The organism is Actinomycetospora chiangmaiensis DSM 45062 (assembly GCF_000379625.1).
GTDB lineage: Bacteria > Actinomycetota > Actinomycetes > Mycobacteriales > Pseudonocardiaceae > Actinomycetospora > Actinomycetospora chiangmaiensis.
On the sequence record NZ_KB903229.1, the window covers coordinates 89,708 to 115,590 of the forward strand.

Below are 25,883 nucleotides of genomic sequence, written 5' to 3' on the forward strand. Positions count from 1 at the left end.
GTCGGACACCCCTCCTACACTGCGACACCTGCCACTTCGTGCGTACCGCGCGTGGTGGCGATCACTCAGCGCCGAGGACGCCGCCCGCCGGTCTCCCGTCGCCGTCGATCCATTCCAACCGGGAGGCTGGATGCAAGCGTCCGTCCTCGCTCAGGGAGTCGAGTTCTCCACGAGCGAATACACCGTGGTGAGCGTGGTGGGGGTGATCGCGCTCATCGCTCTCGCCATCGGCTTCGTCCTGCGCCAGCAGGTACTCGCCGCCGACGAGGGCACGCAGAACATGCGTGACATCGGCCGTGCCGTGCAGGAGGGCGCGCAGGCCTTCCTGCGGCGCCAGTTCCGCACCCTCGCCCCCTTCATCGTCATCGTCTTCCTGGTGCTGCTCGCGCTGCCGGCGTCCGGCTGGGGCGAGCGGATCGCGCGCTCGATCGCGTTCGTCGTCGGTGCGCTGTTCTCCATGTCCATCGGTGGCCTGGGCATGAACCTCGCGACCAAGGCGAACATCCGCGTCGCCGCCGCCTCGACGAGGCCGGGCGGCCGCGACGAGGGCGCCCGGATCGCCTTCCGCACCGGTGGTGTGGTGGGCATGGCGACGGTCGGGCTGGGCCTGCTCGGCGCGTCGGTCGTCGTGCTGATCTTCGTGCAGGACGCCCCGCGCATTCTCGAGGGCTTCGGCCTCGGCGCCGCGCTGCTCGCGATGTTCATGCGTGTCGGCGGCGGCATCTTCACGAAGGCCGCGGACGTCGGCGCCGACCTCGTCGGCAAGGTGGAGCAGGGCATCCCGGAGGACGACCCCCGCAACGCCGCGACGATCGCCGACAACGTCGGCGACAACGTGGGTGACTGCGCGGGCATGGCCGCCGACCTCTTCGAGTCCTACGCGGTGACCCTGGTCGCGGCGCTGATCCTGGGCTCGGTCGCGTTCGGCACCCTCGGCCTGACCTACCCGCTGATCGTTCCGGCGATCGGCGTCCTGACGGCCATCGTCGGTGTCTTCATCACGCGGACCCGCGAGGGCGAGAACGCGCTGAAGGCGATCAACCGCAGCTTCTACATCTCGGCGGGCATCTCGCTGGTGCTCACGATCGTCGCGGCGTTCGTGTACCTGCCCTCGAGCTTCACCCAGCTGCCCGGCGTGAACGCCCAGTCCGTCGGTGACCTCGCCGCCGCCGGCAACCCGGCGGTCATCGCCGCCATCGCCGTCGCGATCGGCATCGTCCTCGCGATCATCATCCTCGCGCTGACCGGCTACTACACCGGCACCGAGGACCAGCCGGTCAAGGACGTCGGCACCTCGTCGCTCACCGGCGCGGCCACCGTCATCCTCGCGGGCATCTCGGTCGGCTTCGAGTCGGCGGTCTACACCGCGATCGTCATCGGTGCGGCCGTCTACGGCGCCTTCCTGCTCTCCGGGTCGGTCATCGTGGCGCTGTTCGCCGTGGCCCTCGCGGGCACCGGCCTGCTGACCACGGTCGGCGTCATCGTCGCCATGGACACCTTCGGCCCGGTCTCGGACAACGCGCAGGGCATCGCGGAGATGTCCGGCGACGTCGAGGGGGCCGGCGCCGACATCCTCACCGAGCTCGACGCGGTGGGGAACACGACCAAGGCCATCACCAAGGGCATCGCGATCGCGACCGCCGTCCTCGCCGCCACGGCGCTGTTCGGCTCGTACAACGACGCGATCCGGCAGGCCTACCAGCAGGTCGGCCAGCAGGTGAGCGACATCTACAACGTCACGGCCCCGAACCTGCTCGTCGGTGTCGTGCTCGGCGCGGCCGTCGTGTTCATGTTCTCCGGTCTCGCCGTGAACGCCGTGTCCCGCGCCGCGGGTGCGGTGGTCTACGAGGTGCGGCGCCAGTTCCGCACCAAGCCCGGGATCATGACGTTCGAGGAGCGGCCCGAGTACGGCCGCGTGGTCGACCTCTGCACCCGCGACGCGCTGCGTGAGCTCGCGACGCCGGGTCTGCTCGCGATCCTCGCCCCGATCGCCGTCGGCTTCGGCCTCGGCGTCGGTCCGCTCGCCGGATATCTCGGCGGCGCGATCGCGGCGGGCACGCTCATGGCGGTCTTCCTCGCGAACTCGGGCGGCGCCTGGGACAACGCGAAGAAGCTCGTGGAGGACGGCAACCACGGTGGCAAGGGGTCGGACGCCCACGAGGCGACGATCATCGGCGACACCGTCGGTGACCCCTTCAAGGACACCGCGGGCCCGTCGATCAACCCGCTGATCAAGGTCATGAACCTCGTCTCGGTGCTCATCGCCCCGGCCGTGGTCGTGCTCTCGGTCGGTCCGGACGCCAACCCGGTGGTGCGCATCGTCATCGCCGTCGTGGCGCTCATCGGCATCGCGGTCGCGGTGTACATCTCGAAGCGCCGCTCGACGGCGATCGCGGACTCCAACACCGACGCGCCCTCGCCGGCCTCGGTGTAGTCCCACTCCACGAGGGGCGTCGTCCGATCCGGACGGCGCCCTTCGTGCTGTCCAGCGACCGGCACGGGCCGGCAGCGACCGGCCGGGGACGGCGGCGAGCGCCGGACACGCCACGACCGGCGCGTGATCGTCCACGGTTCGAACGCATGTTCTAGAGTGCGGGCGCGTGGGGCAGATGTCGTTCTACTCGGCGGACGCCCTGCCGCGCGCGATCACCGACCTCGAGGGCGTGCTCTGTGCCGGCGGGGGCATGTCCCTGTTCGGCCGCGGCACGGCCGCGCGCCTCACGATCGTCCTCGGTGCCCCGCCCGAACCCCCGGGGACGGAGGAGAGCGAGGAGGACGTTCCCGACGACGAGCCGGTGCCGGTCGAGCAGCACCACGCACGCCCGGAGCCGACGACGGAGGCGCCGACCCGCGTCTGGGACGAGGGCGTCGACGAGGTCTACGACGACGACCTCCCCGTGCGCGACGACGGGCCACCCGCCGACTCCCCGGCGGAGCCGCCCCCGGTGGCGCCCGAGCCGGCGCCACCCGTCGTCGGGGACCCGATGACGGAATGGCGCGCGCACGCCCTGTGCTGTGCCTTCCGGGGCCGCGGGGTCCCGGCCGAGGTGGACCGGCTGCCCGACGGCCGGCCGGTCGTCCGGAGCGCGTTCCGGGCCGACCTGCTGCCGCTCGCGCAGCACTGGCACACCGAGCCCAAGCACGTGCCCGATCCCCTCCAGCTGGACGGGCCCCGGCTGCGGCTCTGGGTCCTAGCCGCCGGGCGGTGGGCGGGGCGTGCCTACACTCTCGGTCTGGACCCGCTGGCACCGACGACCCACGAGCCCCTGCTCACGGCCTGTCAGCGGGCGGGCCTCGGCGCCTCCCTCGCCGGGGACATCGACGACCCCGTCCTCAAGATCGTCGGGCGGGCGCGACAGCGCCGGCTCGCCGAACTGGTCGGGGACCGGCCACGGCATCTCCACGACGGGGTGTGGCCGGACTGACGGATCCGATTCAGGGTCGTGACCAGCGGGAATCGGTGGGTGACCCGGGAACGACCGCGCCGTGGGCGACGTTCTCGATGGCACGAGGGTCGCCGTGAGGCACACTGGCGACCAGTGAGGGCCCCGACAGCGGGCCGTCACGAGGCGACGAGACGAGGCATGACTGGTGGCAGCGCGAGAGGCAGCGGCTGGGAAATCGGCGTCGGGATCGGCACGGAGCGCGACCGCGACGGCGGACCCGGCGACGGTCGACGAGACGACCGCCCCGGCCCAGCGGGCCCGCGCGTCGAGCACGCGCAGGAGCACGGCGAAGGGTGGCGGCCGCAAGAACGGCGGCAACACGGCGACGCCGGCCGGTGACGGCAACCGGCGGCTGGTGATCGTCGAGTCGCCGGCCAAGGCCCGCAAGATCGCCGACTACCTCGGCTCGAGCTACATCGTCGAGTCCAGCCGCGGCCACATCCGCGACCTGCCGCGCGGCGCCGCCGACGTGCCCGCCAAGTACAAGGGCGAGAGCTGGGCGCGCCTCGGCGTCGACGTCGACAACTCCTTCGAGCCGCTCTACATCGTCACGCCGGACAAGAAGTCGACGGTCACCGAGCTCAAGGACGCCCTCAAGGAGGTCGACGAGCTCTACCTCGCGACGGACGGCGACCGCGAGGGCGAGGCCATCGCCTGGCACCTGCTCGAGACCCTCAAGCCGAAGGTCCCGGTCCGGCGGATGGTCTTCCACGAGATCACCGAGTCGGCGATCCGTGCCGCCGCCGCGAACCCGCGCGAGCTGGACCACGACCTGGTCGACGCGCAGGAGACCCGCCGCATCCTCGACCGGCTCTACGGCTACGAGGTCAGCCCCGTGCTGTGGAAGAAGGTCATGCCGAAGCTCTCGGCGGGCCGGGTGCAGTCGGTGGCGACCCGCGTCATCGTCGAGCGGGAGCGCGAGCGCATGGCGTTCGTGTCCGCCGGCTACTGGGGCATCGACGCGACGCTCAACACCAACAAGGCCGAGGGCACCGGCAACACCTCGACGTTCAGGGCGTCGCTGACCAAGGTCGACGACCGCCGGGTGGCCACGGGCCGCGACTTCGACGCCCGCGGACAGCTCAAGTCCGACGACGTGTACCGGCTCGACGAGGCGACCGCCCGCCGGCTGACCGAGGCCCTCGGGTCGAGCGACTACACGGTCGCGTCGGTCGAGGACAAGCCGTACACGCGCAAGCCCTACGCGCCGTTCATGACCTCCACGCTCCAGCAGGAGGGTGGCCGCAAGCTGCGGTTCTCATCCGAGCGGACGATGCGCACCGCGCAGCGGCTGTACGAGAACGGCTACATCACCTACATGCGTACGGACTCCACGACGCTCTCGGAGACCGCCATCAACGCCGCGCGCAGCCAGGCGCGCGACCTGTACGGCGCCGAGAACGTCGCGGAGCAGCCGCGCCAGTACACGCGCAAGGTGAAGAACGCCCAGGAGGCCCACGAGGCCATCCGGCCCGCCGGGGACACCTTCCGGACGCCGGGTCAGGTCGCCGGCGAGCTCGGCGGCGACGAGTTCCGGCTCTACGAGCTGATCTGGCAGCGGACCATCGCGAGCCAGATGCGCGACGCCCGCGGCACGACGATGACGGTGCGGATCGAGGCGACCGCCGCGACCGGCGAGGCCTGCACCTTCACGACGTCGGGTCGCACCATCACCTTCCCCGGCTTCCTGCGGGCCTACGTCGAGACCGTCGACGAGCTCGAGGGCGGACAGGCCGACGACGCCGAGTCGCGGCTGCCGCGCCTGGCCGAGGGACAGGGCCTCACGGCCGACCGGCTCGAGCCGTCGGGTCATGCCACGAGCCCGCCCGCGCGCTACACCGAGGCGAGCCTCGTCAAGACCCTGGAGGAGCGCGGCATCGGCCGCCCGTCGACGTACGCGTCGATCATCAACACCATCCAGGAGCGCGGCTACGTCTGGAAGAAGGGCAGCGCGCTCGTCCCCAGCTGGATCGCGTTCGCCGTCATCGGGCTGATGGAGAAGCACTTCGGCCGGCTGGTCGACTACGACTTCACCGCCACCCTCGAGGACGAGCTCGACGCGATCGCCTCCGGGAACGCGCAGCGCCAGACCTGGCTCTCGCACTTCTACTTCGGGGGCGACGGCGAGGCCACGAACGGGTCGGCCGGCGACGGTGTCGAGGCGTCCATGACGCAGCTCGGCGGCCTGAAGAAGCTGGTGGGCGACAACCTCGAGGGCATCGACGCCCGCGAGGTCAACTCGCTGCCGATCGTGGTCGACGACGAGGGCCGCGACATCGTCGTGCGGGTCGGCCGCTACGGGCCCTACCTCGAGCGGACGATCACCGAGGACGGCGAGGAGCGCTCCCAGCGGGCGAACCTGCCCGAGGACCTGCCGCCCGACGAGCTCGACCTGGCGCTGGCCGAGCAGCTCTTCGCCACGCCGCAGGAGGGCCGCTCGCTCGGCACCGACCCGGATTCGGGCCACGAGATCCTCGCCAAGGAGGGCCGCTTCGGGCCCTACGTCACCGAGGTGCTGCCCGAGGGCGCGAAGGAGAAGCCGCGCACCGGCTCGCTGTTCAAGTCGATGACGCTCGCCGAGATCACCCTCGACGACGCGCTGAAGCTCCTGAGTCTCCCGCGCGTCGTCGGGAAGGACCCGGAGTCCGGCGTCGAGATCACCGCGCAGAACGGCCGCTACGGGCCCTACATCAAGAAGGACAAGGACTCGCGGTCGCTCGACAGCGAGGACAAACTCTTCACGGTGACGCTGGAGGAGGCGCAGAAGATCTTCGCGCAGCCCAAGCAGCGGGGCCGGGCCGCGGCGAAGCCGCCGCTCAAGGAGCTGGGCAAGGACCCGGTGTCGGGCGAGCCGATGGTCGTCAAGGACGGCCGCTTCGGCCCCTACGTCACCGACGGCACCGGCTACAACGCCTCGCTGCGCAAGGGCGACAGCGTCGAGACGCTGACCGACGAGCGGGCCGCGGAGCTCCTCGCCGAGAAGCGCGCGAAGGGGCCGGCCCCGAAGAAGGCGACGGCCGCCAAGGCGGCCCCGGCCAAGAAGGCGCCCGCGAAGAAGGCCCCCGCCAAGAAGGCGAGCCCCCGGAAGTCGCCGACGACCTGAGTCACCCGGCGGGCGTCAGCAACGGCGTCCGCCGGTACAGGTCCAGGCTCGTGAGCGCGAGCCACGTCCAGGCGAGGATCACCGCGATCCAGAAGCCGATCACGACGACGGGTGCGGAGTTCCCGCTCGAGACGCCGACGAACGCGACGAGGAAGAGCACCCCGGCGACGCGGCCGAACCAGGGCCGTCCTGCGGGGACGGCGAAGCACGCCCCGACGAGGCACAGGAAACCGAGCCCGGCGACCACGACGTGCCCGATCCCGCCCACGGACACGACCGCCGGCGGGCCGTCCGGGGTGCCGGGCGGGAAGCCGTTCATCGGGTCGGCCACGAAGACGCCGGCCAGGGCGAGACCGATTCCGTAGCCGACGACGAGCCACCCGCTCCAGGGACGTCGGTCCCGCAGCGTCCGCAACGCGCGCGTCACGCCGACGCCCGCGGCCGCCGTCATGAGCCCGCAGACGACGAACGTCGCGATCTGCACCCACCCGAAGGGGCCGTTCGCGAGCAGCGAGACGTCGTCGCGCGCGAGGTCGAACCCGTCGCGGACCAGGCCCTGCACGAGCGCCGACACGACGTAGAGCGGACCGGCGACGAGGCCGTAGCCGAGCAGCGAGCGCGTCACCGCGGCGTGGCGGTCGGCGTTCCCGCGGCCCACGAGGGGGCTGCCGGAGGGGCCGGTCGGGCGGGAGGTGGTCATCACGAGCCCCTCTGGACTGATCAGTACCGAGACTGGACCGAACGGTACCGAGCGCAGTACCGTCCGGTCCAGTGGACGAGCTGATCGTGCGGGTCGACGGGACCGCGCCGCCCGGGCGCCGACGGGACGAGCCCGCGCGCGCCGCGATCGTGCGCGCGGCCACCGAGCTCTTCCTCGCCGACGGCTACCAGGCCACGGGTACCGACCGGATCGCCGCGGCCGCCGCGGTGTCGAAGCAGACCGTCTACAACCAGTTCGGCGACAAGCGCCGCCTCTTCGCCGCCGTCGTCCTGGGCGTCACCGCGACCGCCGAGACATTCGGCGCGGAGCTGACCGGCGAGCTGGCGAGAGTGACACGCCCCGAGGAGGTCGAGCCGGCCCTGCGCGGGCTCATGCGGCGGTGGGCGGCGGCGGTCCTCGGCCCGCGCGTCCTCGCGGTCCGCCGCCTCGTCATCGCCGAGGCCGGTCGCTTCCCCGACCTCGCTGCGGAGTACCACCGGCGCGCCCCCGCGGCGACGGTGGGCGTCGTGGCGGCCGGCCTCGCCGACCTCGCCGATCGCGGTCTGGCCCACGTCCCCGACCCGCCCCGGACGGCCGCCGACCTCGCGTTCGTCCTCGTCGGCGCCGACCTCGACCGCGCGCTGTTCCACCCCGACACCCCGGCCCCCGACGACGCCCGGCTCGACGCCCTCGTCGAGCACGCGTTCGAGGTCGTCCGGCCCCTCGGGTAACGAGAAGGTCAAGGACTCCGATAGCCCGTTCGTCCGCGGCGCGCCAGGCACCCGGTCGAATCATCGGGGGGATCGTGCGCATCATCGCGCTCGTCGTCGGGGCCGTCACGGCCGTCCTGCTGCTCGCCGGCTGCATGCCGCAGAGGTCCTCGTCCTCCTCCCCGTCCTTCCCGACGACGGGTGCGGCGGCTCCCGTCGCCGCCTCGCCAGTGGCGGACGCCGACGTCACGTCCGCGACCGGCACGACGGTCAAGCGGGTGATCGACGGCGACACGTTCGTCGTCGACGGCGGCACCGAGGTCCGGGTGCTCGGCATCGACTCGTGCGAGGCCCCGACCGCCGGCGGGCGCCGGGCCACCCGGGCGGCCGAGGACGCGATCCTGGGCCAGGCCGTCCGGCTCACCACCGAGCCCGGCGTCGACCTCGACCGCTACGGCCGTCAGCTGCGCTACGTGGCGTACTCCGGCGGCGACTTCGCCGAGATGATGGTCCGCGCCGACCACACCGCGATCTACACCAAGGGCCGCAACGACGCCTCCGCCGCCGTGCAGGCCCGGCTGCGCAGCCTCGACGGCAACGGGCGCACCTGCGGGGCCGCAGCGACGAGCACGAGGCAGCCCACACCCCCTATCGGCGTGCTCGGTCGCTCTGTCGGGAGTAACCCGTCGCCGAAGCCGCAGCCCCAGGCCGCGCCGAGGCCCGCTCCGAAGCCCCGCCCCGCGGCGGCCGCGCCGAAGCCGGCCGCCGCGTCGTACAAGAACTGCACGGAGGCGAAGGCCGCCGGGGCGGCGCCGCTCCACCGCGGCCAGCCCGGCTACGCGGCCAAGCTGGACCGCGACGGCGACGGGGTCGCGTGCGAGCGGTGACTCAGTCCGACGTGTAGGAGTAGCCGCCCGGCAGGTCGACGGTGCTCTTCTTCGTCCGGCTGTTCCACGTCCACGGGCCGAGCTTGACCGAGTAGGACACGGTCTTGCCCGACTCGGAGCGCGAGACGTTCCGCCAGATCGGCAGCGGGCCCAGGCGACGCTTCTTGCGGTAGTTGAGTCCCATACCGGTCTCCTGCCCGCTCCCCGGCGGCGCCACGCGCGTCGGGTGGGTCGGAGCACTGGCCGATGCCACCCGAACGTGTGATGGTCGACGGATGGACGAGCGCAGGACCGAGGGGTTCACCGATCCCCTCGCCGGGCCGGACGGAACCGGTCCGACCCGTCGGGACGGGGACCCGACGACGGCGGCGTCGCCCCCGTCGGACCTCCGGCTCCCCGGTGCGACCGACCCCGACGGCGTCGCGCGGTGGATGGACGAGGACCGGAGCCGCGCGCTGCGCCCGTCGGCACGCGACGTGCCGCCGCCCAGGCCGATCCCGCAGCCCCGGCCCGAGCGGGTGCTGCCGCCCGAGTACGTCGAGTCGACGTCGACGGCGCCCGTGTCGGGCGACGGGGAGTCGGCCTGGCAGCGGGAGCGGCGTGAGGAGGCGGAGTTCCGGGCGCAGTTCGGGGAGTGGCGTGCGGGCGCGCCGCGCCGCGCGGACGTCGGCGCCACCGGGATGGGGCCGCGGTCAGCCGGTCTGCTGGGCGGGGTGAAGCTCGGCGCGCCGCTGATCGTGCTGATCGCCGTGCTCATCGCGGTGTTCGCGCTGGCCCTCCACCTCTGAGCGGAGGGTGTCGGGGGGCTGGGGCATCATCGGGGTCGTGAGCGTGTGGTCGCAGGTGGTGGGGCAGCCGGAGGCGGTGGCGGAGCTCCGCGCGGCCGCCGAGCACGCGGGGCACGTCCGGTTCGCCTCCGACGGGGCGGACGACGGTCCGCGTCGCACGGGCGGGATGACGCACGCGTGGCTGTTCACCGGGCCGCCCGGGTCGGGCCGGTCGGTGGCGGCGCGGGCGTTCGCCGCGGCGCTGCAGTGCCCGCGCGGCGGCTGCGACGCGTGCCAGGTCTGCCACACGGTGATGGCGGGGACGCACGCGGACGTCCACGAGGTCGCCACCGAGGGGCTCTCGCTGTCGGTCAAGGAGATGCGGGCGGTCATCGAGCGGGCCGCGCGGATGCCCACCACCGCGCGGTGGCAGGTCGTCCTCATCGAGGACGCCGACCGGATGACCGAGCAGGCCTCCAACGCGGTGCTGAAGGCGGTCGAGGAACCCAACGAGCGCACGGTGTTCCTGCTCTGCGCCCCGAGCGAGCACCCGGACGACGTCAGCGTCACCATCCGCTCCCGCTGCCGGCCGCTGCGGCTGCGCACCCCGCAGGCGTCGGCGATCGCGGAGGTGCTCCGGGAACGGGACGGGATCGACGCCGAGACCGCGTCGTGGGCGGCGAGCGTCTGCGGCGGACACATCGGCCGGGCGCGGCGGCTCGCGCGCGACGAGGACGCCCGCGAGCGCCGGGAGAAGGTGCTCGCCGTGCCTCGGGCGCTGCGCAGCGCGGCGGAGGTGTTCGAGGCGGCCGACGGGATGCTGGCGGCCGCCGAGGCGGAGGTGGCCGCCGTGACCGGGGCGCGGGACGAGGCCGAGCGCGAGGAGCTCGCCGTCTCGATGGGTGCGGGGGGCACCGGCAAGGGCGTCGCGCAGGCCCAGCGCGCCGCGAAGGCCGCCGAGAAGGAACTCGAGAAGCAGCAGAAGGCCCGGCAGACCCGCACGAAGCGCGACTCGATCGACCGGGCCCTGATCGACCTCGCGGGCTACTACCGCGACGTGCTGGTGCGAGGGTTCGGCGCACAGGTCGCGGCCACGCACCCCGACCGGGCGATCGAGGTGGAGAACGCCGCGCGCGACGGCTCCCGGGAGTCCGCGCTCCGGCGCCTCGAGGCGGTCCTGGCCTGCCGGGAGGCGCTGGAGACGAACGTGAAGCCGCAGATCGCGGTCGAGGCGATGGTGACGGCGCTGCGCGCGGGTTAGTCCTCCACGAACACGAGGTCGGGGATCGACGCCGTGAGCGCGATCCGGTCGCCGTCCTGCGTGATCAGCGCGGAGAGGATGGTGCGGCGGCCCGCGGCCTCGACCGGGTCGTCGTCCGCGCCCTGCGCGCGGAGCCACTCGAGGAACGTGTCGGACGTGTCGGCGCGCAGGTAGTCGGTGGCGCGGCGGAAGAGCTTCGGCAGGATCAGCCGGCCGTCCGGCCCGACGTCGGCCTGCGTGGTCAGCGTGAACCCGCCGGACCTGTCGGCCGCCCATACGCTGCCCGGTCCCGTCGCCGCCGCCGCGAGTTCGACGAAGCGACGACGGACCGGCTCCGGCGTCGAGGTGTAGAGCGTGAGGTAGGCGCGGCCGTTGCTCGTCTGCGTGGCGTTGACCGAGACGTCGACGACAGTCGCCGGGTCGACCTCGGCGCCGTCCTCGTGCGCCGCGGCGGCGTCCCCGGTGACGAGGAGGGCCACCGGCCGGCCGTTCACCTCCACCAGCGCCGCGCAGATCGCGGCCGGCACCGAGTCCGGCGTCGCCGCCGTGACGGTGCCCCCGTCGTCGAACGTCACGTCGCGGAACCCGACGGCGTCGAGCAGTGTCGTCCGCGCCTCGACGCCCAGCGGCTGCGCCTGGTCCTGGTAGTGGGTCTCGGGTGCGTCGATCGCGTCGAGGCGCAGCTGGATGCTGCCGTCGCGCTTGCTCGGCTCGACCCGACCGCCGTTCTCCAGCCCGCGCACGGTCGCGATGTCGTCGGGGACGAACCGCATCGAGTCGCCGTCGGGGGAGTAGCCGACCACCACGAGCCGGCCGCGGATCCACGTGAACGCCATGTCCGAGTGCTGCCCCGCGCCGATCGGGACCACGCCGTCGGGCGGGCGAACAGCGGGCGTCGGTCCAGTCCGGTGAATTGTTCCGTTCCGTTCCCGACGACGGGTTCGGCTGGCTAGCGTGGGTCGGGTGAGCGTCCCGGTGCCGCCCGGCCTGTACACGGAGCCGTCCCGTGGCGCCCCCGCCTTCCTCCCGGCGCCCACCCCGCAGGCCGCCGACCCCACCGTCCTCTCCACCGGCCAGGTCATCCCGCGCCAGGCGATGCCGACCGCCGACGTCGGCAACTCGTTCTCCGTCGACCTCGCCACGGCCCCGCAGGTGCTTCGGGAGCTGCGGCAGGCCCGCGATCAACTGCAGGAGTTGCGCCACGATGCCCTGTTCCTCGGGAAGATCGACCCGGAGACGCACGACGAGGTGAGCCGCGACGCCGCCGTCGTGTTCGGCGCCATCGCGGTCGGAGGGCAGGGCAGTCTGCTCGACGCGCTGGATGGCGGAGTGCAACGTCTCGATGGACTCATCGCGGCTGTCGAGTCCGAACTGGCCCTCTACCGGTCGGCCGATCTCGCTCAGGCCGATCGGTTTGATGCGAACGCGTGACTGGGCTGTCTCACTGGCCGCATCAGCCGTGGGACTCGTCCTCAGCGCATGTAGTGCTGTCGACGGCCCTCCCGACGCGGGGCCGGCGGCAACCCTGTCGTCGAGATACGGCGCGCCGGAGGTATCTGCTCCGCGCGACGCCTCGGCGACTGCATCGACCCCGTGCCAAACCTTGCTGACCTACCAAGAGCTTGCCTCCATGGGGTTCGCCGCTCCCGGGCGACAGCGAATCCTGATCGACGTGCAGGAGTGTGTCTGGACCAACAGCCGGGACGAGAGGCTGTCGATCGCTGTCGACACCACCCGCGACCTGCTCGTCGACACCTACCGGACGCGCCTGCTCCCGATTTTCGAGCCGACGTCGGTCGAGGGAATGCCGGCAGTGCGGCAACGGATGAGGCGCGACGACAACACGTGCACCGTGACCACCGGACTCGGTCCGAGCCAGGCACTCGAGACCATGTGGTCGGGGCTCACGACTCGGCAGACCAGCGATCCCTGCGCCGAGGCCGAGGAAGCCGTCGCGCTCGTCGTCAGGAAGCTCCCTCCACAGCGCTGACGGGACTTGTGCGGCATCGGGCGCTCTCCGATGCGCCCCGTGCCACACAAGTCGCGGGCGCAGGTCGGGGTCCCGGTGCAGAGCCCAATGCGAGATGCGGCGCCGAGGAACTTCAGTGGCACCGAGGGCGGCTGAGGGCGCTCCGTGCCACTGACATCGTCAGGACCCGACGCGCGCAGCTGAACACCCGACAGAGTCAGAACGACCGCGTCCGTCGGACACGGTGAATGACTCGGACGCGCCACCGGGGCGGAGGTCTGAGTGTTCGACCGAGTCGAGCCGACTCGGTCGATCGGCCACGGATCCGTCCGGAGGTCCTACTCCGCGACGTCGACCACCGCGCCGCCGGTGGCGTCGACCAGCTCCGACGGGGAAGCGTCGAACACCGTCCGCGGGGACCCGGCGGCCGCCCACACACGGTCCCAGGCGAGCACCCCGCGGTCGACGTAGGTCGTCACCGGCGCCACGAGCCCGACGGGTGCGACGCCGCCGATCGCGAAGCCCGTACGTTCCCGCACAAACCCGCCAGAGGCCTGCTCCACGGGCTCGCCGAGCATCGCCGACAGCTTCCCGACGTCGACCCGCGTCGAGCCCGACGCGAGGACCAGCACCGCGGCGTCCGTCGACGGCACGCGGAACACCAGCGACTTGACGATCTGCCCGACCTCGCAGCCGAGCGCGGCACCCGCCTCGGCTGCGGTCCGGGTCGAGTCCGGCAGCTCGCGGGCGCGGCCGCCCAGACCGAGTCCCGCCAGCGCGGCCGCCACCCGCTCGACACTGCGTCCCTTGGCCACGCGACTACATCCGCCGGTTCGCGAGCACCGGCAGCACCTCACGGACCTTCGTGACCGACGCGGTGTCCACGTCCACCACGAGCAGGCCCGGTTCGTCGGCCAGCGACTCGACGACCGTCCCCGTCGGCGAGGCCACGAGCGAGTGGCCGACGCCGCGCGGCGCCTTCCCGGGGTCGACGCCGCGGGCCAGCGGGTCGGCCTGGTCGCAGGCCACCACGAACGTCGTCGAGTCGACGGCGCGCGCCCGCACGAGCAGCTCCCACTGCTCGATCTTGCCCTCGCCGGCACCCCACGAGGCGGGGAGCAGCACCGTCGACGCGCCCTGGTCGGCGAGGGCCCGGAACAGCTCGGGGAAGCGCACGTCGTAGCAGACCGCGAGCCCGAGGGTCTCGCCGTCGACCTCCACCACGACGGGCGCCGAGCCGGGCGCTACGGTCCTCGACTCGGCGAACCCGAACGCGTCGTAGAGGTGGATCTTGTCGTAGGAGGTGTCCACCCCGCGCCCGACCGCGAGCAGCGTGTTGGTGACACGCCCGTCGTCGGTCGGGGTAAACATCCCCGCGACGACCAGGACCCCGTGCTGGTCGGCGATCGAGCGCACCTCGGTCGCCCACGGGCCGTCGAGCGGCTCGGCGACCGGCTTCAGCGACACCCCGAAGCGGCACATCGTCGCCTCGGGGAACACGACGACCGTCGCGCCCTGCTGGGCGGCCAGCGCGGTGTGGTCCCGCACCAGCTCCAGGTTCGCCTTCGGATCGTCGGTGGCCAGGATCTGGGCGAGGGCGACGCGCATGCGCCCGTGTATACCGGGCCCGTGGACGTGAGCGCATACCTCGGGCGCATCGGCGCACGTGAGGACGACGACCTCACGACCCTCGCCNCCCGCCACTTCCGGGCCGTGCCCTTCGAGAACCTGTCCATCCACCTCGGGGAACTGATCGATCTGCGACCCGAGGCGCTCTTCGACAAGATCGTGCACCGTCGTCGTGGTGGCTTCTGTTACGAGCTCAACGGGCTGTTCGGGTGGCTGCTCGGCGAGCTCGGGTACGACGTCGGATTCCTCGGCGGCATCGTCCACACCCCGAGGGGCGACACGGCTCCGCTGGCGCACCTGGCCCTGCAGGTCGACGGGCTCCTCGTCGACGTCGGGTTCGGCGGGTTCCCCGTCCTGCCGACCGCGCTCGACGAGCCCTCGACGCAGATCGATCCGCAGCCGGACGGCGACGTCGAGGTCCGTGGACCCCACGGCGGGCGCGGCTACCGGCTCGAGCGCCGGGTGCGGTCGCGCGCCGACTTCGGCCCCACCTGCTTCTGGACCGCGACCCACCCCGACTCCGGCTTCACCCACGGCCCCACGTGCTCGTTGCCGACCGCCGACGGCGGGCGCGCGACCATGGCCGGCGCGCACCGCATCGTCACCGCCGCCGACGGCACCCGCACCGAGGACGACCTTCCCGACGACGAGGCCCTGGTCGCCTACCGCGTCCTGTTCGGCATCGAGCTCGATCGCCTCCCGGTCGCGTTGCACCCGCCGTCGTGATCGCGGCCCCGCTCAGCCTCGCCCTCGACCTGCTCGACGGCCGCATCGCGATCCTCACCCGGTCGACCTCGGGACCGTACCGCCCAGCGACGTCGTCGACTGCCCGCCGGACGTCCCGGCCTGGTTGGTGTCGCGGCGGGTCGAGCCGCGGCAGCCGCCGGTCACCGCTCCAGGAGGAACTCGGCCGAGCGCCACGCCGGAGAGTGCGCGTCGCCGAACCACGCTACGAGCGCTCCATGAGTCACGCCGGCGTCCGGGAGCGGGAGGTCCCGCTGACCGGTCGGCCAGGGCTGACCGGTCGCAGCTGTCACGGCGTCCTGGACATGGCTCAGCACGGCACGAGCAGCAGCTGACGCTCGCTCGTCGGCGTTACGGTCATCGTCGAGGTCCTCCAGGGCGGCGGCCGTCCCGTTCCGACTCTCCGTCCCGTCCGGGCTCGACACGACGACATCCGACCCGTCGGCGGAGATCCGGAAGCCGGACTCTCTCAGCTCTGCCCCGAGCTGGTCACTGAGAAAGGCAGCGAGTTCACGGGACGTAGCACTGGTTCGGGACAAAGTAGTGCTCCCCTCCGAAGCGATCGGTGTGCCAGGCCTCGATGGACACGAACGAACTGGACGGCAGGTCGCGCGGACTGATGCTTCCGTGCGGCTGGTAGTCCTGGGTCTTGTCGTCGACCTTACGGTTGTTGACGTAGACGTGAACCTTCCACGGGCCGTCGTTCGACCAGCTGTCATACATGGCGATGTTCCAGGCGACGTACCGGTTCGGACTGGTCCGAACGTTGATCTGCCCCGTGTTCCCCTTGAAGCTGATGTCGTCGCACATAGGCACGACGCTGGTCGGCGAGGCGGACGCCGAACCTGCTCCCAAGCCCGCGGCGAGCAGGCTGAGGAGCAGGACGACGAACTTGAGCTGCATGTGAGCCTCCGGAGGACGGTCTGCCTTTGGGGGCTCGGACTTGCGAGCGAGCGGTTCGGTTCCGACTTTTTCCGGCGGATGTCGCCGTCCTAGGTGCCCATCCGGGCGAAGCCCACTTCCACCGCCTCCGCGAACGGCGTCGGGTCGATGCCCTGCGCGGCCAGCCAGGCGTCGTCGTCGAACGTGGCGCGGTAGCGGTCGGCGCGGTCGCAGAGCAGTGTGACGATGCTGCCCCGTTCGCCCCGCGCGGCCATCTCGCCCGCCAGGTGCAGGGCGCCGCACACGTTGGTGCCGGTGGAGGGGCCCGCGTCGATCCCGAAACGGTCGGCGAGGAACCGCATCGCCGCCACCGACCCGCCGTCGGGAACGCCGAGCATCCGGTCGACGACCCGCGGGACGAACGACGGCTCGACCCGCGGCCGCCCGATCCCCTCGATCCGTGAACCCGGTCCGGTCGGTTCCTCACCGGCGTAGTGGCGCAGGAAGGCCGAGCCCTCCGGGTCGACGACGGCGAGCCGGGTCGCGTGGCCGCGGTAGCGCAGGTAGCGGCCGATGGTCGCGCTCGTGCCGCCGGTGCCGGCGCCGACGACGATCCAGGTCGGGACCGGGTGCGCTTCCTCCGCGAGCTGGTCGAAGATCGACTCGGCGATGTTGTTGTTGCCGCGCCAGTCGGTCGCCCGCTCGGCGTGGGTGAACTGGTCGAGGTAGTGCCCGCCGCGCTCGTCGGCGATCCGGCGGGCTTCCGCGTAGACCTCGCCGGGGGAGTCGACGAACGCGCACGCCCCGCCCTCGCGCTCGATCAGGCGGACCTTCCGCGCGCTGGTCGAGCGGGCCATGACCGCCACGAAGGGCAGCCCGACGAGCCGCGCGAAGTACGCCTCGCTGACGGCGGTCGACCCGGACGAGGCCTCGACGACGGTGGTGCCGGGCCCGATGTCGCCGTTGCAGAGCGCGTAGAGGAACAGGCTGCGGGCGAGCCGGTGCTTGAGGCTGCCGGTCGGGTGCGTCGACTCGTCCTTGAGGTAGAGCTGGATGCCGCTCTCCTCCGCGTGCGGCAGCCGCAGGAGATGGGTGTCCGCCGACCGGCGGGTGTCGGCCGTGATCTGCCCGACGGCCCAGGTCACCCAGGTGCGGTCGACGGTCGTGGCGGGACGGACGTCGCGGAGCTCCACGCCCCGCATGCTGTCAGGCGGTACGCGCGCCCCGGGCCCGGGCGATCAGCCCGTACATCTCGCAGCCGAGGCAGAACCCGAACGCGGCGTTGAGGAAGGCGGCGGCCAGGGCGAACGCGGTCGCGACGACGCCGAGGGCGGTCAGCCCGCCCAGGTACCCGGCGGCCGCGACGATCGTGAACACCAGACCGACCGTCTGCGAGAACCGCACCGGCGCGGCGTCCTCGGTCTCGGCCGGCGGACCGAGGCGCGGGCGCACCAGGACCCGGAACAGCGCGCCGTAGGGCGAGAGGCGCATTCCGAACAGCGAGGGCAGCGCGAACACGACGGCCTGGGCGAGCGCGAGCCAGCCGCTGCCGGTGATGAGGACGAGGGCGAGGACGACGGTCGTGATGGTGGCGGCGAACCGGACGCCGCGGGGGTCGAGCTGCATGGGTGCTTCCTCTGGGGGGTGGTGGGCGCGTGAGTCAGCGGCCCGGACAGAGGTCCGCGGCGAGGCGGCCGAAGTCGACCGCGCGTCGTCGGGTGAGCACGTCGTCGATCATCGGGCGCAGGTGAGCTCGCTGTCCAGCGCCTCGAGCAGTTCCCGACGACGGGGCACGCCGGACACCCGCAGCAGCTCCCGTCCGTCGCGGGCGAACGCGACGGTGGTGGGGGTGCGCATGACGTCGAGCGTGCGCGCGACCTCGGGGCGCTCGGCGATGTCGACCTCGACGTGGCGGAGCCCGTCGCGGGTCCCGCTCAACTCCGTCAGCTGCGCCGCGGTCTGTCGGCACGGCGTGCAGATCGGCGAGGACAGCTGGAGCAGGAGCACGCGGTCGTCGGCCTGCGGGGCGAGGCCGGCCAGCTCCCAACCCGGCGTGACGCGACCCGCCGTCGTGACGATGCGGCCGTTCCGCGCGCGCAGGAGGACGCCGACGACGGACGCGGCGGCGAGCACGACCAGGACGACGATCAGGCCGGTGACGGACACGTCCGGCTCAACCCCGCCCGACGACGGCCTGTTCCCCGCGCACCCGGTCTCCGGCCGGCGCCCGACCGTCAGCGGCCCGGTCGATCCGGTGCCGGCCGTGGCCAACCACTGACACCCGTGGTCAGCGGTGCGCCACCCTCGTCCCGTCGACCCCGCCCGATCGGGGCGCCGGGGAGGTCCCCTACACTCGGTCCTGCTGCCGCCTTAGCTCAGTCGGCCAGAGCAACGCACTCGTAATGCGTAGGTCTCGGGTTCGAATCCCGAAGGCGGCTCCGTAGGACAGGGCCGGTCCGGAGTCATCCGGGCCGGCCTTTCTGCCGTCAGGGGAGGACGTCCGGGTGCAGACCCTGCCGAGACGGTCGCTCACGGCGGTGGGGGTCGCGGCCGTGCTGCTGGTCGCGGCCGCGTGTGGCAGCCCGCAGGTACCCGCCGTCGCGCCCCTGGCCGCGACGCCCACGGCCCCCGCTCCCCCGATCGCGCCCCCTCCCCCCGCGCCGCCGACGACCACCACCACCGCGACCCCGGCGTCGGCCGACCTGCACGACCCGGCGCTCAAGGACATCGCGATGCAACTGGTGTCGAGCGCCGAGAACTCGTCGCTGGACTGGCGCGCCCAGTACGGCTACCTGCAGGACATCGGCGACGGGCGGGGCTACACCGGCGGGATCATCGGCTTCACGTCCGGGACCGGCGACATGCTGACGCTGGTCCGGAACTACACCGCCGCCGTGCCGGGCAACCCGCTCGCGGAGTTCCTCCCGGCCCTGCGTGCGGTGAACGGGAGCGATTCGCACGACGGCCTCGGCGCGGCGTTCGAGGACGCGTGGCGGGAGGCCGCCACCGACCGTCGGTTCACGGCCGCGCAGGACCGTCTCCGCGACTCGGCCTACTTCGACCCCGCCGTCGCGGCGGCGAGGGCCGACGGCCTGCCGCCGCTCGGTCAGTTCGCCTACTACGACGCGATCGTGGTGCACGGCCCCGGCGACGACGCCGCGAGCTTCGGCGGCATCCGGGCCGCGGCGAAGGACCGGGCGAGGACCCCGGCCCAGGGCGGTGACCTCGCCGACTACCTCGACGCCTTCTGGCAGGTGCGGATCGCGGTGATGCGCTCCGAACCCGCCCACACCGACGTCACCCGCATCACCGACGTGCAGCAGAAGTTCGCCCGCGAGGGGAACTACGCGCTCCGGACGCCGCTGACCTTCTCGGTCTACGGGGACCGCTTCACCGTCCCGTGACTCCTACTTCTAGCAGTGCTAGCGAAACGAGCGCCCGTGGTCTAGCGTTGCCCCAGACGCTAGCACCGCTAGGAGACATGATGACCACGCTGCGCACGACGCTCGGCACCTCCCGCTCCCACCGCGCCGGAGTCCTCGGACTCGGGGCGGCGGCGGTCGCGATCATCCCGATCGGGGTGCGCTTCCTCGCCGCCCCCAAGGCGGCCCAGGCCGGCTACGGGCTCACGACGACGCCGGAGAACCCCTACGGCCGGGCCAAGGGCATCCGCGACATCGCGACCGGACTCATGACGCTCGCCGTCCTCGCGCGCGGCGACGGTCGCCTCGCGGGCCAGGTCGGTCTCGCGGCCGCCACGATCCCGCTCGGCGACATGGTCGTGGTGCTGCGCAGCGGCGGTCGGCCCCAGGACGCGTTCGGGATCCACGGGGCGACCTGCCTCGTCATGGCCGCGTCCGCCGCCGCGCTGCTCGCGGATCGCCGCCGGAATTGATGGAAACATCGCATCGCTCCCGGCGTCGTACCCGCAGGTAGTGCCGTACGGTGCGCCGCTGCCGATTCTCCCAGTAGTGGCCGCCGTTCGGACCAGAGATCCGGACGAATCTTCCCGTTACCGCGCGTTGCTTATGATCCACGGTAACGGGAACGTCCGGTAAGGGACACCGCCTGTCCGGAATACCTCTCATGGCGGCCTGACGGGAAAGGCCGCACAGTCGAATTCATGAGAGCGGCACAGCGCTACGACGACGTGGTGATCACGGGGCTGGCGCACGTCGACGCGCCGCACGTGGTCACCTCCACCGAGCTCGAGGACCGGCTGGCCGGCACCCTCGGGCGGCTCCGCATCACGCCGGGCCTGCTCGAGAAGCTGTCGGGCATCGTCGAGCGCCGGGTGTGGGACGACGGCACGATGCCGAGCGAGGTGGCAGCCCGGGCCGGCGAGAAGGCCCTTGCCGCCAGCGGGATCGACCGCGACGACATCGGCATCCTGATCAACACCTCGGTGTCGCGGGACCATCTCGAACCGTCGACCGCGAGCATCGTGCACGGTCGCATGGAATTGTCGCCCGAGGCGGGCAATTTCGACCTCGGCAACGCGTGCCTGGGATTCCTCAACGGCATGAACGTCGTCGCGACGATGATCGGGGCGGGCGAGATCGACCACGGGCTCGTCGTGGCGGGGGAGACCAGTCGATTCGCCATGGAATCGACGATCGCGCGCCTCGCGGGCGACGACGCGACGCGGAAGATGTTCCACCAGCAGTTCGCGACCCTCACCGTCGGCTCCGGCGCGGTCGCGATGGTGCTGTCCCGCGGCACGAGCGGCCACCGCTTCCTCGGCGGCCTCGGCCGGGCGAGCACGATGGGGAACTCGGAGCTGTGCGTCGGGCAGGCCGACGAGATGCGCACCGACTCCGGCGGGCTGCTCGCGGCCGGGATGGAGCTCGCCGGGCGGGCCTGGAAGGACGCCGTCTCGGCCTTCGACTGGGACACCGACTCCTACGACGTCTACTGCCTGCACCAGGTCTCGAAGGTCCACACCCGCGCCGTCGCCGACCAGCTCGGTCTCGACATCGCCCGGTTCCCGTCGCAGTTCCCGCGCTTCGGCAACATCGGCCCGGCCGGGGTGCCGACGGTGCTGTCGAAGGCGGTCGAGGACGGCACCGTCACCGACGGGTCCCGCGTGATGCTCATGGGGGTCGGCAGCGGGATCAACGCCGCGGCCGCCGAGGTGATCTGGTGACCACCGGCTTCACGATCGAGCAGCGGACGGTCGAGATCGGCGGCCACACCATGGCCTACGTCGACGAGGGCGCCGGCACCCCGGTGCTGCACGTCCACGGCAACCCGACGTGGTCGTTCTACTTCCGCTCGCTGCTCACCACCCTGCCCGACGACGGGTTCCGCGCGATCGCGCCCGACCACATCGGCATGGGCCGCTCGGACAAGCCCGCGCTCGACGCGTACCCGCACACCCTCGCCCGTCGCGTCGCCGACCTCACGGAGTTCGTCGAGCACCTCGATCTCGACGAGCCGCTGCACCTCGTCGTGCACGACTGGGGCGGGCCGATCGGGCTCTCGTGGGCCGCCGAGCACCTCGACCGCGTCGACCGCATCGTGATCCTCAACAGCGCCGCGTTCCCGCTGCCCGCCGACAAGCGGATCCCGTGGACGCTGCAGGCTGCCCGGCTCCCCGTCGTCGGGGACGTGCTGGTGCGCCGCTTCAACGCCTTCTCGCTGGGCGCGCTCGCCCTCGGCAGCGGCCGGCCGTGGCTCGGCGCCGAGGCCCGCCGCGGGCTGCTCGCCCCGTACGACTCACCGGAGCACCGCGTCGCCGTCCACGCCTTCGTCCAGGACATCCCGACCGGCCCCGACGACCCGGCCCACCCCGTCCTGGAACGCCTCGCGGCGCGGCTGCCCGAGCTCGACAGGCACCCCGTCCAGGTGCACTGGGGGATGAAGGACCCGGTCTTCGACGACACGATCCTGCGTCACCTCGTCGCGCACCTGCCCCACGCCGAGGTGCACCGCTACCCCGACGCCGGGCACTACGTCCTCGAGGACGCCGCGGACCGGATCGTGCCCCGCGTCCGCCGCTTCCTGACGGCGGGTCGGTGACGGTTCCGATGACACCGACGCTCGACGGCATGCTCGCCGAGCACGCCGTCGCCCGCTCCGACGCCGCCGCGCTCGTCCTGCCCGCTCCGCTCGGGCGCACCCGCACCGTCACGTTCGGGGCCCTGCAGCGACGCGTCGCGGACGCGGCGGCCGGGCTGCTCGCCGTCGGGATCGGGCCCGGGACGCGGACGGCGCTGCTCGTGCCCCCGACCGCCGACTTCTTCGTGCTGGCCTACGCGCTCCTGCGCGTGCGGGCCGTCCCCGTCGTCGTGGACCCCGGGATCGGGCTGACGCGGGTGCGCTCCTGTCTGAACGAGGCCGCGCCCGAGGCCTTCGTCGGGATCGCGAAGGCGCACCTCGCGCGGCGGGCGCTGCGGTGGTGCCCGTCCGCGCGGATCGCGGTCACCGCGGGTCCGGTGCCGGTCCCCGGCACGGTCTCCCTCCGTCGGCTCGAGGGCTCCGCCCGACGCCGGGCCCTGCCGCCGCTCCCGCGACCGGACGGCGTGCCCGCGGCGATCCTGTTCACCAGCGGCAGCACCGGCCCGCCGAAGGGCGTCGAGCACCACGAGGACGGGCTCCTCGCCCAGGCGCACCTCGTCCGCGACCTGTACGGCCTCGGTCCGGGCGACGTCAGCCTCGCGACCTTCCCGCCGTTCGCGCTGTTCGGGCCGGCCCTCGGCATGACGACGGTGGTGCCGCGGATGGACCCGACGAAGCCCGCGAGGGTCGTCCCGTCACGGCTCGTCGCGGCCGCGAACCGCACCGGCGCCACGGTCATGTTCGGGTCGCCCGCCGTGCTCGACCGCCTCGGTCGCGGTGCCCCCGCCGACACGCACCTGCCGACGCTGCGCCAGGTGGTCTCCGCGGGCGCCCCGGTGCCGCGGGACGTCCAGCGCCGCGTGCTCGCGCTGCTCCCGGACGGCGCGCAGGTGCACACCCCGTACGGCGCCACCGAGGCGTTGCCGGTGGCCACCATCGGCAGCCACGAGCTGCTCGAGTTGCCCGACGACGGCATCTGCGTGGGGCGCTCCGTGCCCGGCGTCGACGTCGCCCTGATGCACCCGACCGACGGACCGGTGACGCGGCTCGAGCCGTCGATGCTGGTCGGACACGGTGAGGTCGGGGAGGTCGTCGTCCGCGGCCGGGTCGTGAGCCCCGCCTACGCCGAGCGCCCCGAGGCCACCGCGGCCGCGAAGCTCTCGTGGGACGGGCGGCTCGCGCACCGCACCGGCGACCTAGCGTCTCTCGACGACGCCGGGCGGCTCTGGTTCGCCGGGCGGGTCGCGCACGTGGTGCACACCGCCGACGGCCCGCTCTACAGCGTGCCGTGCGAGGAGGTGTTGAACCGCCATCCGGCGGTGCGGCGCACCGCCCTCGTCGGGACCGGACCCTCGTCGGACCGCACTCCGGTGGCCGTCGTCGAACTGGTCGACCGGACCCGCTGGTCCGCGGGACTGGTCGAGGAGCTCCGTGCGCTCGCCGCGAGCGACCCGCGGACGAAGCCGATCGAGGTGTTCCTGCACCACCGGGCGCTGCCGGTGGACCCGCGACACAACTCGAAGATCGACCGGGAGGCGCTGGGCCACTGGGCCGAGGGGGAGCTCACGTGAGGGCGCTCGTGACCGGTGGCGGTGGCTTCCTCGGCGGTGCCGTGGTCGACGCGCTGCTCGCCCGGGGCGACGACGTCACGAGCGTCGCCCGCGGGGACTACCCGTCGTTGCGGGCGCGCGGGGTGACGACGATGCGCGGCGACCTGGCCGACCCCGCCGTCGCCCGGTCCGCCGTCGAGGACGTCGACGTGGTCTTCCACGTCGCCGCCCGTGCCGGGATCTCGGGGTCGACCGCCTCGTTCCGCCGCAGCAACGTCGACGCGACCCGGACGCTGCTCGACGCCTGCCGGGCGGCCGGCGTGGACCGGTTCGTCTTCACGAGCACCCCGAGCGTGGTGCACGCCGGGGACGACATCCGCGGCGGCGACGAGTCCCTGCCCTACGCCACGCACTTCGACTCGCCCTACCCGGAGACGAAGGCCGAGGCGGAACGCCTGGTGCTGGCGGCGGACTCCCCGGCACTGGCGACCGTCGCGCTGCGCCCGCACCTCGTGTGGGGCCCGGGCGACACCCAGCTCGTCCCGCGCATCCTCGATCGCGCCCGCTCGGGACGGTTGCGCCTGGTCGGGGACGGTGGGGCGATCATCGACACGACCTACGTCGACGACGCTGCGCAGGCCCACCTCGACGCCGCCGACCGGCTCGCACCCGGTGCCGCGTGCGCCGGCCGGCCGTACTTCATCACCTCCGGCGATCCCCGTCCCGTGCGCGAGCTGGTCAACGGGATCGTGACGGCGGGCGGGCTCGAGCCGATCTCGGCGACGGTCCCGTTGCCGGTCGCGGTCGCCGCGGGCGCGGTGGTGGAGACGGTGTGGAAGGGGTTGGAGCGCATCGTGTCCGTGGGTGATCCGCCCATGACCCGCTTCCTCGCCCGCCAGCTCGCCACGGACCACTGGTTCGACATCTCCGCCGCCAAGCGGGACCTGGGCTACGCGCCGCAGGTCCCGCTGGACGAGGGGTTCGTGCGATTGGCAGGTGCGCTCCGCGCAGGTGAGCACTAAGTGGGGCTATCGGCCCACTGAGTGCTCACGAGGCCGAAGGCCACCCCCATCGCCTCGCTCGCGTCCGGACCCGCCGGGTCGGTGTACGACCCGCCGGCCCGCCCGCCCGACCACGCGTGTCCGCTGCCGTGCACCGTCCAGTGTTCGGCGCGCATCGTCCCGTCGCGGTCGGTCCAGCGTTCGCGGGTCCAGCTCCGGGCACTGCCCCCGCCGCCGCGCTCCTCGGTGCGGGCGCAGCCCGGGTGGTCGGCGAGCGCGGCCTCGACGGCGCGGGTGCCGTTGACGGCGGCGACGGTCGGGTCGTCGCTGCCGTGGACGACGACCGTCGGCACGCTCGTCGCGGCGACCCGGTAGGGCGCTCCGCGCATCGCGGCGAAGGCCGACCCGACGTCCCGCGCCGATCCCGCAGGGAGCCCGGAGTGGATGCCGACCCCGGCGACGAGGTCGGGGTACGCCGCGCCCATCACGGCCGCCATCGCGGCGCCCGCCGAGAAGCCCGCGACGAACACCCGCTCCCGGTCCACGCCGTGCGCCTCGGACACCCGCCCGGCGATCGCCGCGATCAGCGCGGCCTCGCCGGAGCGGCCCTGGTGCGCGGGCTCGAACCAGTTCCAGTAGCCCATCGGGTTCGCCGACCGGGACTGCTCCGGGTAGACCACGACGAAGCCCTCGCGCTCGGCGAGGTCGTCCATCCCGGTGGCCGCCGCGAACGTGTCCGCGTCCTGCGTGCCGCCGTGCAGCATCACGAGCAGCGCCGGCTTCTCCGCGAGGTGCGGGGGCACGACGAGGCGGTACGAGCGCGTCCCGCCCGGAGCCGAGACGGACCCGCGGGAGACCGTTCCCGACGACGGGTCGGGTGCGGTCGGGCGGGAGGCCCCCGCCCAGGTCGGGGTGGGCCGCATCGTGCTGAACGGCGACCCGAACCGGGCCGCGCCCGGCATCGGGCCGGCCTGGGTGGTGGCGGTGGCGCCCTGCAGGACGGCCACGGCCTCGGTCAGCCGGCCCGCCCGGGTCAGGCGGGTCGCCTCGGCGACGGCGGACTGGTGCGGGCCACCCGTCGTCGCGCGGGAGCAGCGGTCGACGAGCGCCTCGACGAAGCGGCGGCCTCTGGGTGCGGTCATGCGTCGTCCCCTCGGACGAGTACGTGGCGAGG

Annotated in this window: 27 protein-coding genes and 1 tRNA gene; 18 read left to right on the top strand and 10 right to left on the bottom strand. The window is 73.1% G+C overall.

Going from position 1 to position 25,883, the window contains the following annotated elements; translation table 11 throughout:
• The first annotated feature begins 130 nt into the window (after window positions 1-130).
• The 3 genes from A3CO_RS0113790 (at window position 131) to topA (ending at window position 6,549) form a co-directional block, all read left to right on the top strand.
• Window positions 131-2,434 (top strand): sodium-translocating pyrophosphatase, encoded by a 2,304-nt coding sequence (locus tag A3CO_RS0113790; RefSeq protein WP_026204594.1) that lies wholly within the window; start codon window positions 131-133, stop codon window positions 2,432-2,434.
• 166 nt (window positions 2,435-2,600) lie between these two features.
• Window positions 2,601-3,425: a hypothetical protein gene (locus tag A3CO_RS35845; RefSeq protein ID WP_018332834.1), complete on the top strand. Its 825-nt coding sequence runs from the start codon at window positions 2,601-2,603 to the stop codon at window positions 3,423-3,425.
• A gap of 373 nt (window positions 3,426-3,798) precedes the next feature.
• Window positions 3,799-6,549 (top strand): type I DNA topoisomerase, encoded by a 2,751-nt coding sequence (gene topA / locus A3CO_RS0113800; RefSeq protein WP_051085963.1) that lies wholly within the window; start codon window positions 3,799-3,801, stop codon window positions 6,547-6,549.
• A 1-nt stretch (window position 6,550) separates the two neighbouring features.
• On the opposite strand, the gene A3CO_RS0113805 is transcribed toward topA, so the two are convergent.
• A complete protein-coding gene (locus tag A3CO_RS0113805; protein ID WP_018332836.1) occupies window positions 6,551-7,249 on the bottom strand; it encodes a DUF998 domain-containing protein in 699 nt (232 codons plus the stop codon).
• Window positions 7,250-7,320: 71 nt separating this feature from the next.
• On the opposite strand from A3CO_RS0113805, the gene A3CO_RS38700 reads away from it, so the two are divergent.
• Both A3CO_RS38700 and A3CO_RS39055 read left to right on the top strand, forming a co-directional pair.
• Window positions 7,321-7,980, top strand: a complete 660-nt coding sequence (locus A3CO_RS38700; protein ID WP_018332837.1) for a TetR/AcrR family transcriptional regulator — start codon at window positions 7,321-7,323, stop codon at window positions 7,978-7,980.
• A gap of 74 nt (window positions 7,981-8,054) precedes the next feature.
• Window positions 8,055-8,846 carry a thermonuclease family protein gene (locus A3CO_RS39055; RefSeq protein WP_018332838.1) on the top strand — a complete coding sequence of 264 codons (792 nt, stop codon included), beginning with the start codon at window positions 8,055-8,057 and terminating at the stop codon, window positions 8,844-8,846.
• 1 nt (window position 8,847) lies between these two features.
• On the opposite strand, the gene A3CO_RS0113820 is transcribed toward A3CO_RS39055, so the two are convergent.
• Complete coding sequence (locus A3CO_RS0113820; RefSeq protein WP_018332839.1) at window positions 8,848-9,030, bottom strand: hypothetical protein; 183 nt, start codon at window positions 9,028-9,030, stop codon at window positions 8,848-8,850.
• Window positions 9,031-9,121: 91 nt separating this feature from the next.
• On the opposite strand from A3CO_RS0113820, the gene A3CO_RS0113825 reads away from it, so the two are divergent.
• Window positions 9,122-9,634: a hypothetical protein gene (locus A3CO_RS0113825; RefSeq protein WP_018332840.1), complete on the top strand. Its 513-nt coding sequence runs from the start codon at window positions 9,122-9,124 to the stop codon at window positions 9,632-9,634.
• 37 nt (window positions 9,635-9,671) lie between these two features.
• Complete coding sequence (locus A3CO_RS0113830) at window positions 9,672-10,874, top strand: DNA polymerase III subunit delta' (RefSeq protein WP_026204596.1); 1,203 nt, start codon at window positions 9,672-9,674, stop codon at window positions 10,872-10,874.
• On the opposite strand, the gene A3CO_RS0113835 is transcribed toward A3CO_RS0113830, so the two are convergent.
• Window positions 10,871-11,710 (bottom strand): hypothetical protein, encoded by an 840-nt coding sequence (locus tag A3CO_RS0113835; protein WP_026204597.1) that lies wholly within the window; start codon window positions 11,708-11,710, stop codon window positions 10,871-10,873. The genes A3CO_RS0113830 and A3CO_RS0113835 overlap by 4 nt on opposite strands.
• 127 nt (window positions 11,711-11,837) lie before the next feature.
• On the opposite strand from A3CO_RS0113835, the gene A3CO_RS0113840 reads away from it, so the two are divergent.
• Together A3CO_RS0113840 and A3CO_RS36855 are read left to right on the top strand one after the other, a co-directional pair.
• The gene (locus A3CO_RS0113840) at window positions 11,838-12,305 is read left to right on the top strand and encodes a hypothetical protein (protein ID WP_018332843.1); all 468 of its coding nucleotides are present in this window, start codon (window positions 11,838-11,840) and stop codon (window positions 12,303-12,305) included.
• A gap of 28 nt (window positions 12,306-12,333) precedes the next feature.
• A complete protein-coding gene (locus tag A3CO_RS36855; RefSeq protein ID WP_157647552.1) occupies window positions 12,334-12,864 on the top strand; it encodes a DUF3558 domain-containing protein in 531 nt (176 codons plus the stop codon).
• A 317-nt stretch (window positions 12,865-13,181) separates the two neighbouring features.
• Here the strand turns inward: A3CO_RS36855 and A3CO_RS0113850 are convergent, their stop codons facing one another.
• Together A3CO_RS0113850 and A3CO_RS0113855 are read right to left on the bottom strand one after the other, a co-directional pair.
• Complete coding sequence (locus tag A3CO_RS0113850; protein ID WP_026204598.1) at window positions 13,182-13,658, bottom strand: YbaK/EbsC family protein; 477 nt, start codon at window positions 13,656-13,658, stop codon at window positions 13,182-13,184.
• Window positions 13,659-13,662: 4 nt separating this feature from the next.
• On the bottom strand, window positions 13,663-14,451 hold the full coding sequence (locus A3CO_RS0113855; RefSeq protein ID WP_018332846.1) for a carbon-nitrogen hydrolase family protein: 789 nt from the start codon (window positions 14,449-14,451) through the stop codon (window positions 13,663-13,665).
• Between the two features lie 27 nt (window positions 14,452-14,478).
• Here A3CO_RS0113855 and A3CO_RS0113860 point away from each other — a divergent pair, with 27 nt between their 5' ends.
• Window positions 14,479-15,198: an arylamine N-acetyltransferase gene (locus A3CO_RS0113860; RefSeq protein WP_425393411.1), complete on the top strand. Its 720-nt coding sequence runs from the start codon at window positions 14,479-14,481 to the stop codon at window positions 15,196-15,198.
• Window positions 15,199-15,726: 528 nt separating this feature from the next.
• On the opposite strand, the gene A3CO_RS0113870 is transcribed toward A3CO_RS0113860, so the two are convergent.
• The 4 genes from A3CO_RS0113870 to A3CO_RS0113890 all read right to left on the bottom strand — a co-directional run bounded on the left by A3CO_RS0113870 (window position 15,727) and on the right by A3CO_RS0113890 (window position 18,264).
• Entirely contained in the window at window positions 15,727-16,119 is a 393-nt protein-coding gene (locus tag A3CO_RS0113870; RefSeq protein ID WP_018332849.1) for a hypothetical protein, read from the bottom strand.
• 89 nt (window positions 16,120-16,208) lie between these two features.
• Window positions 16,209-17,300, bottom strand: coding sequence for a PLP-dependent cysteine synthase family protein (locus tag A3CO_RS0113880; RefSeq protein ID WP_018332851.1), 1,092 nt, complete (start codon window positions 17,298-17,300; stop codon window positions 16,209-16,211).
• A 4-nt stretch (window positions 17,301-17,304) separates the two neighbouring features.
• A complete protein-coding gene (locus tag A3CO_RS0113885; protein ID WP_018332852.1) occupies window positions 17,305-17,724 on the bottom strand; it encodes a DUF4395 domain-containing protein in 420 nt (139 codons plus the stop codon).
• 108 nt (window positions 17,725-17,832) lie between these two features.
• Entirely contained in the window at window positions 17,833-18,264 is a 432-nt protein-coding gene (locus A3CO_RS0113890; RefSeq protein WP_018332853.1) for a thioredoxin family protein, read from the bottom strand.
• On the opposite strand from A3CO_RS0113890, the gene A3CO_RS40015 reads away from it, so the two are divergent.
• From A3CO_RS40015 to A3CO_RS0113930, 8 genes are all read left to right on the top strand, one after another.
• A complete protein-coding gene (locus tag A3CO_RS40015; protein ID WP_018332854.1) occupies window positions 18,254-18,376 on the top strand; it encodes a hypothetical protein in 123 nt (40 codons plus the stop codon). The genes A3CO_RS0113890 and A3CO_RS40015 overlap by 11 nt on opposite strands.
• Window positions 18,377-18,462: 86 nt before the next feature.
• Window positions 18,463-18,536, top strand: a tRNA-Thr gene (locus A3CO_RS0113900).
• 66 nt (window positions 18,537-18,602) lie between these two features.
• On the top strand, window positions 18,603-19,502 hold the full coding sequence (locus A3CO_RS0113905) for a chitosanase (RefSeq protein WP_018332855.1): 900 nt from the start codon (window positions 18,603-18,605) through the stop codon (window positions 19,500-19,502).
• Between the two features lie 80 nt (window positions 19,503-19,582).
• The gene (locus A3CO_RS0113910; RefSeq protein ID WP_026204599.1) at window positions 19,583-19,993 is read left to right on the top strand and encodes a DUF4267 domain-containing protein; all 411 of its coding nucleotides are present in this window, start codon (window positions 19,583-19,585) and stop codon (window positions 19,991-19,993) included.
• 228 nt (window positions 19,994-20,221) lie between these two features.
• Entirely contained in the window at window positions 20,222-21,244 is a 1,023-nt protein-coding gene (locus A3CO_RS0113915; protein ID WP_026204600.1) for a 3-oxoacyl-ACP synthase III, read from the top strand.
• Window positions 21,241-22,119, top strand: a complete 879-nt coding sequence (locus A3CO_RS0113920; protein ID WP_018332858.1) for an alpha/beta fold hydrolase — start codon at window positions 21,241-21,243, stop codon at window positions 22,117-22,119. The genes A3CO_RS0113915 and A3CO_RS0113920 overlap by 4 nt, the downstream gene beginning before the upstream one ends.
• An 8-nt stretch (window positions 22,120-22,127) precedes the next feature.
• A complete protein-coding gene (locus tag A3CO_RS0113925) occupies window positions 22,128-23,729 on the top strand; it encodes a fatty acid CoA ligase family protein (protein WP_026204602.1) in 1,602 nt (533 codons plus the stop codon).
• Window positions 23,726-24,730 carry an NAD-dependent epimerase/dehydratase family protein gene (locus A3CO_RS0113930; RefSeq protein ID WP_026204603.1) on the top strand — a complete coding sequence of 335 codons (1,005 nt, stop codon included), beginning with the start codon at window positions 23,726-23,728 and terminating at the stop codon, window positions 24,728-24,730. The genes A3CO_RS0113925 and A3CO_RS0113930 overlap by 4 nt, the downstream gene beginning before the upstream one ends.
• Here the strand turns inward: A3CO_RS0113930 and A3CO_RS32145 are convergent.
• Complete coding sequence (locus A3CO_RS32145) at window positions 24,727-25,851, bottom strand: extracellular catalytic domain type 1 short-chain-length polyhydroxyalkanoate depolymerase (RefSeq protein WP_018332861.1); 1,125 nt, start codon at window positions 25,849-25,851, stop codon at window positions 24,727-24,729. The two genes, A3CO_RS0113930 and A3CO_RS32145, sit on opposite strands and share 4 nt — an antisense overlap.
• Window positions 25,852-25,883 lie beyond the last annotated feature (32 nt).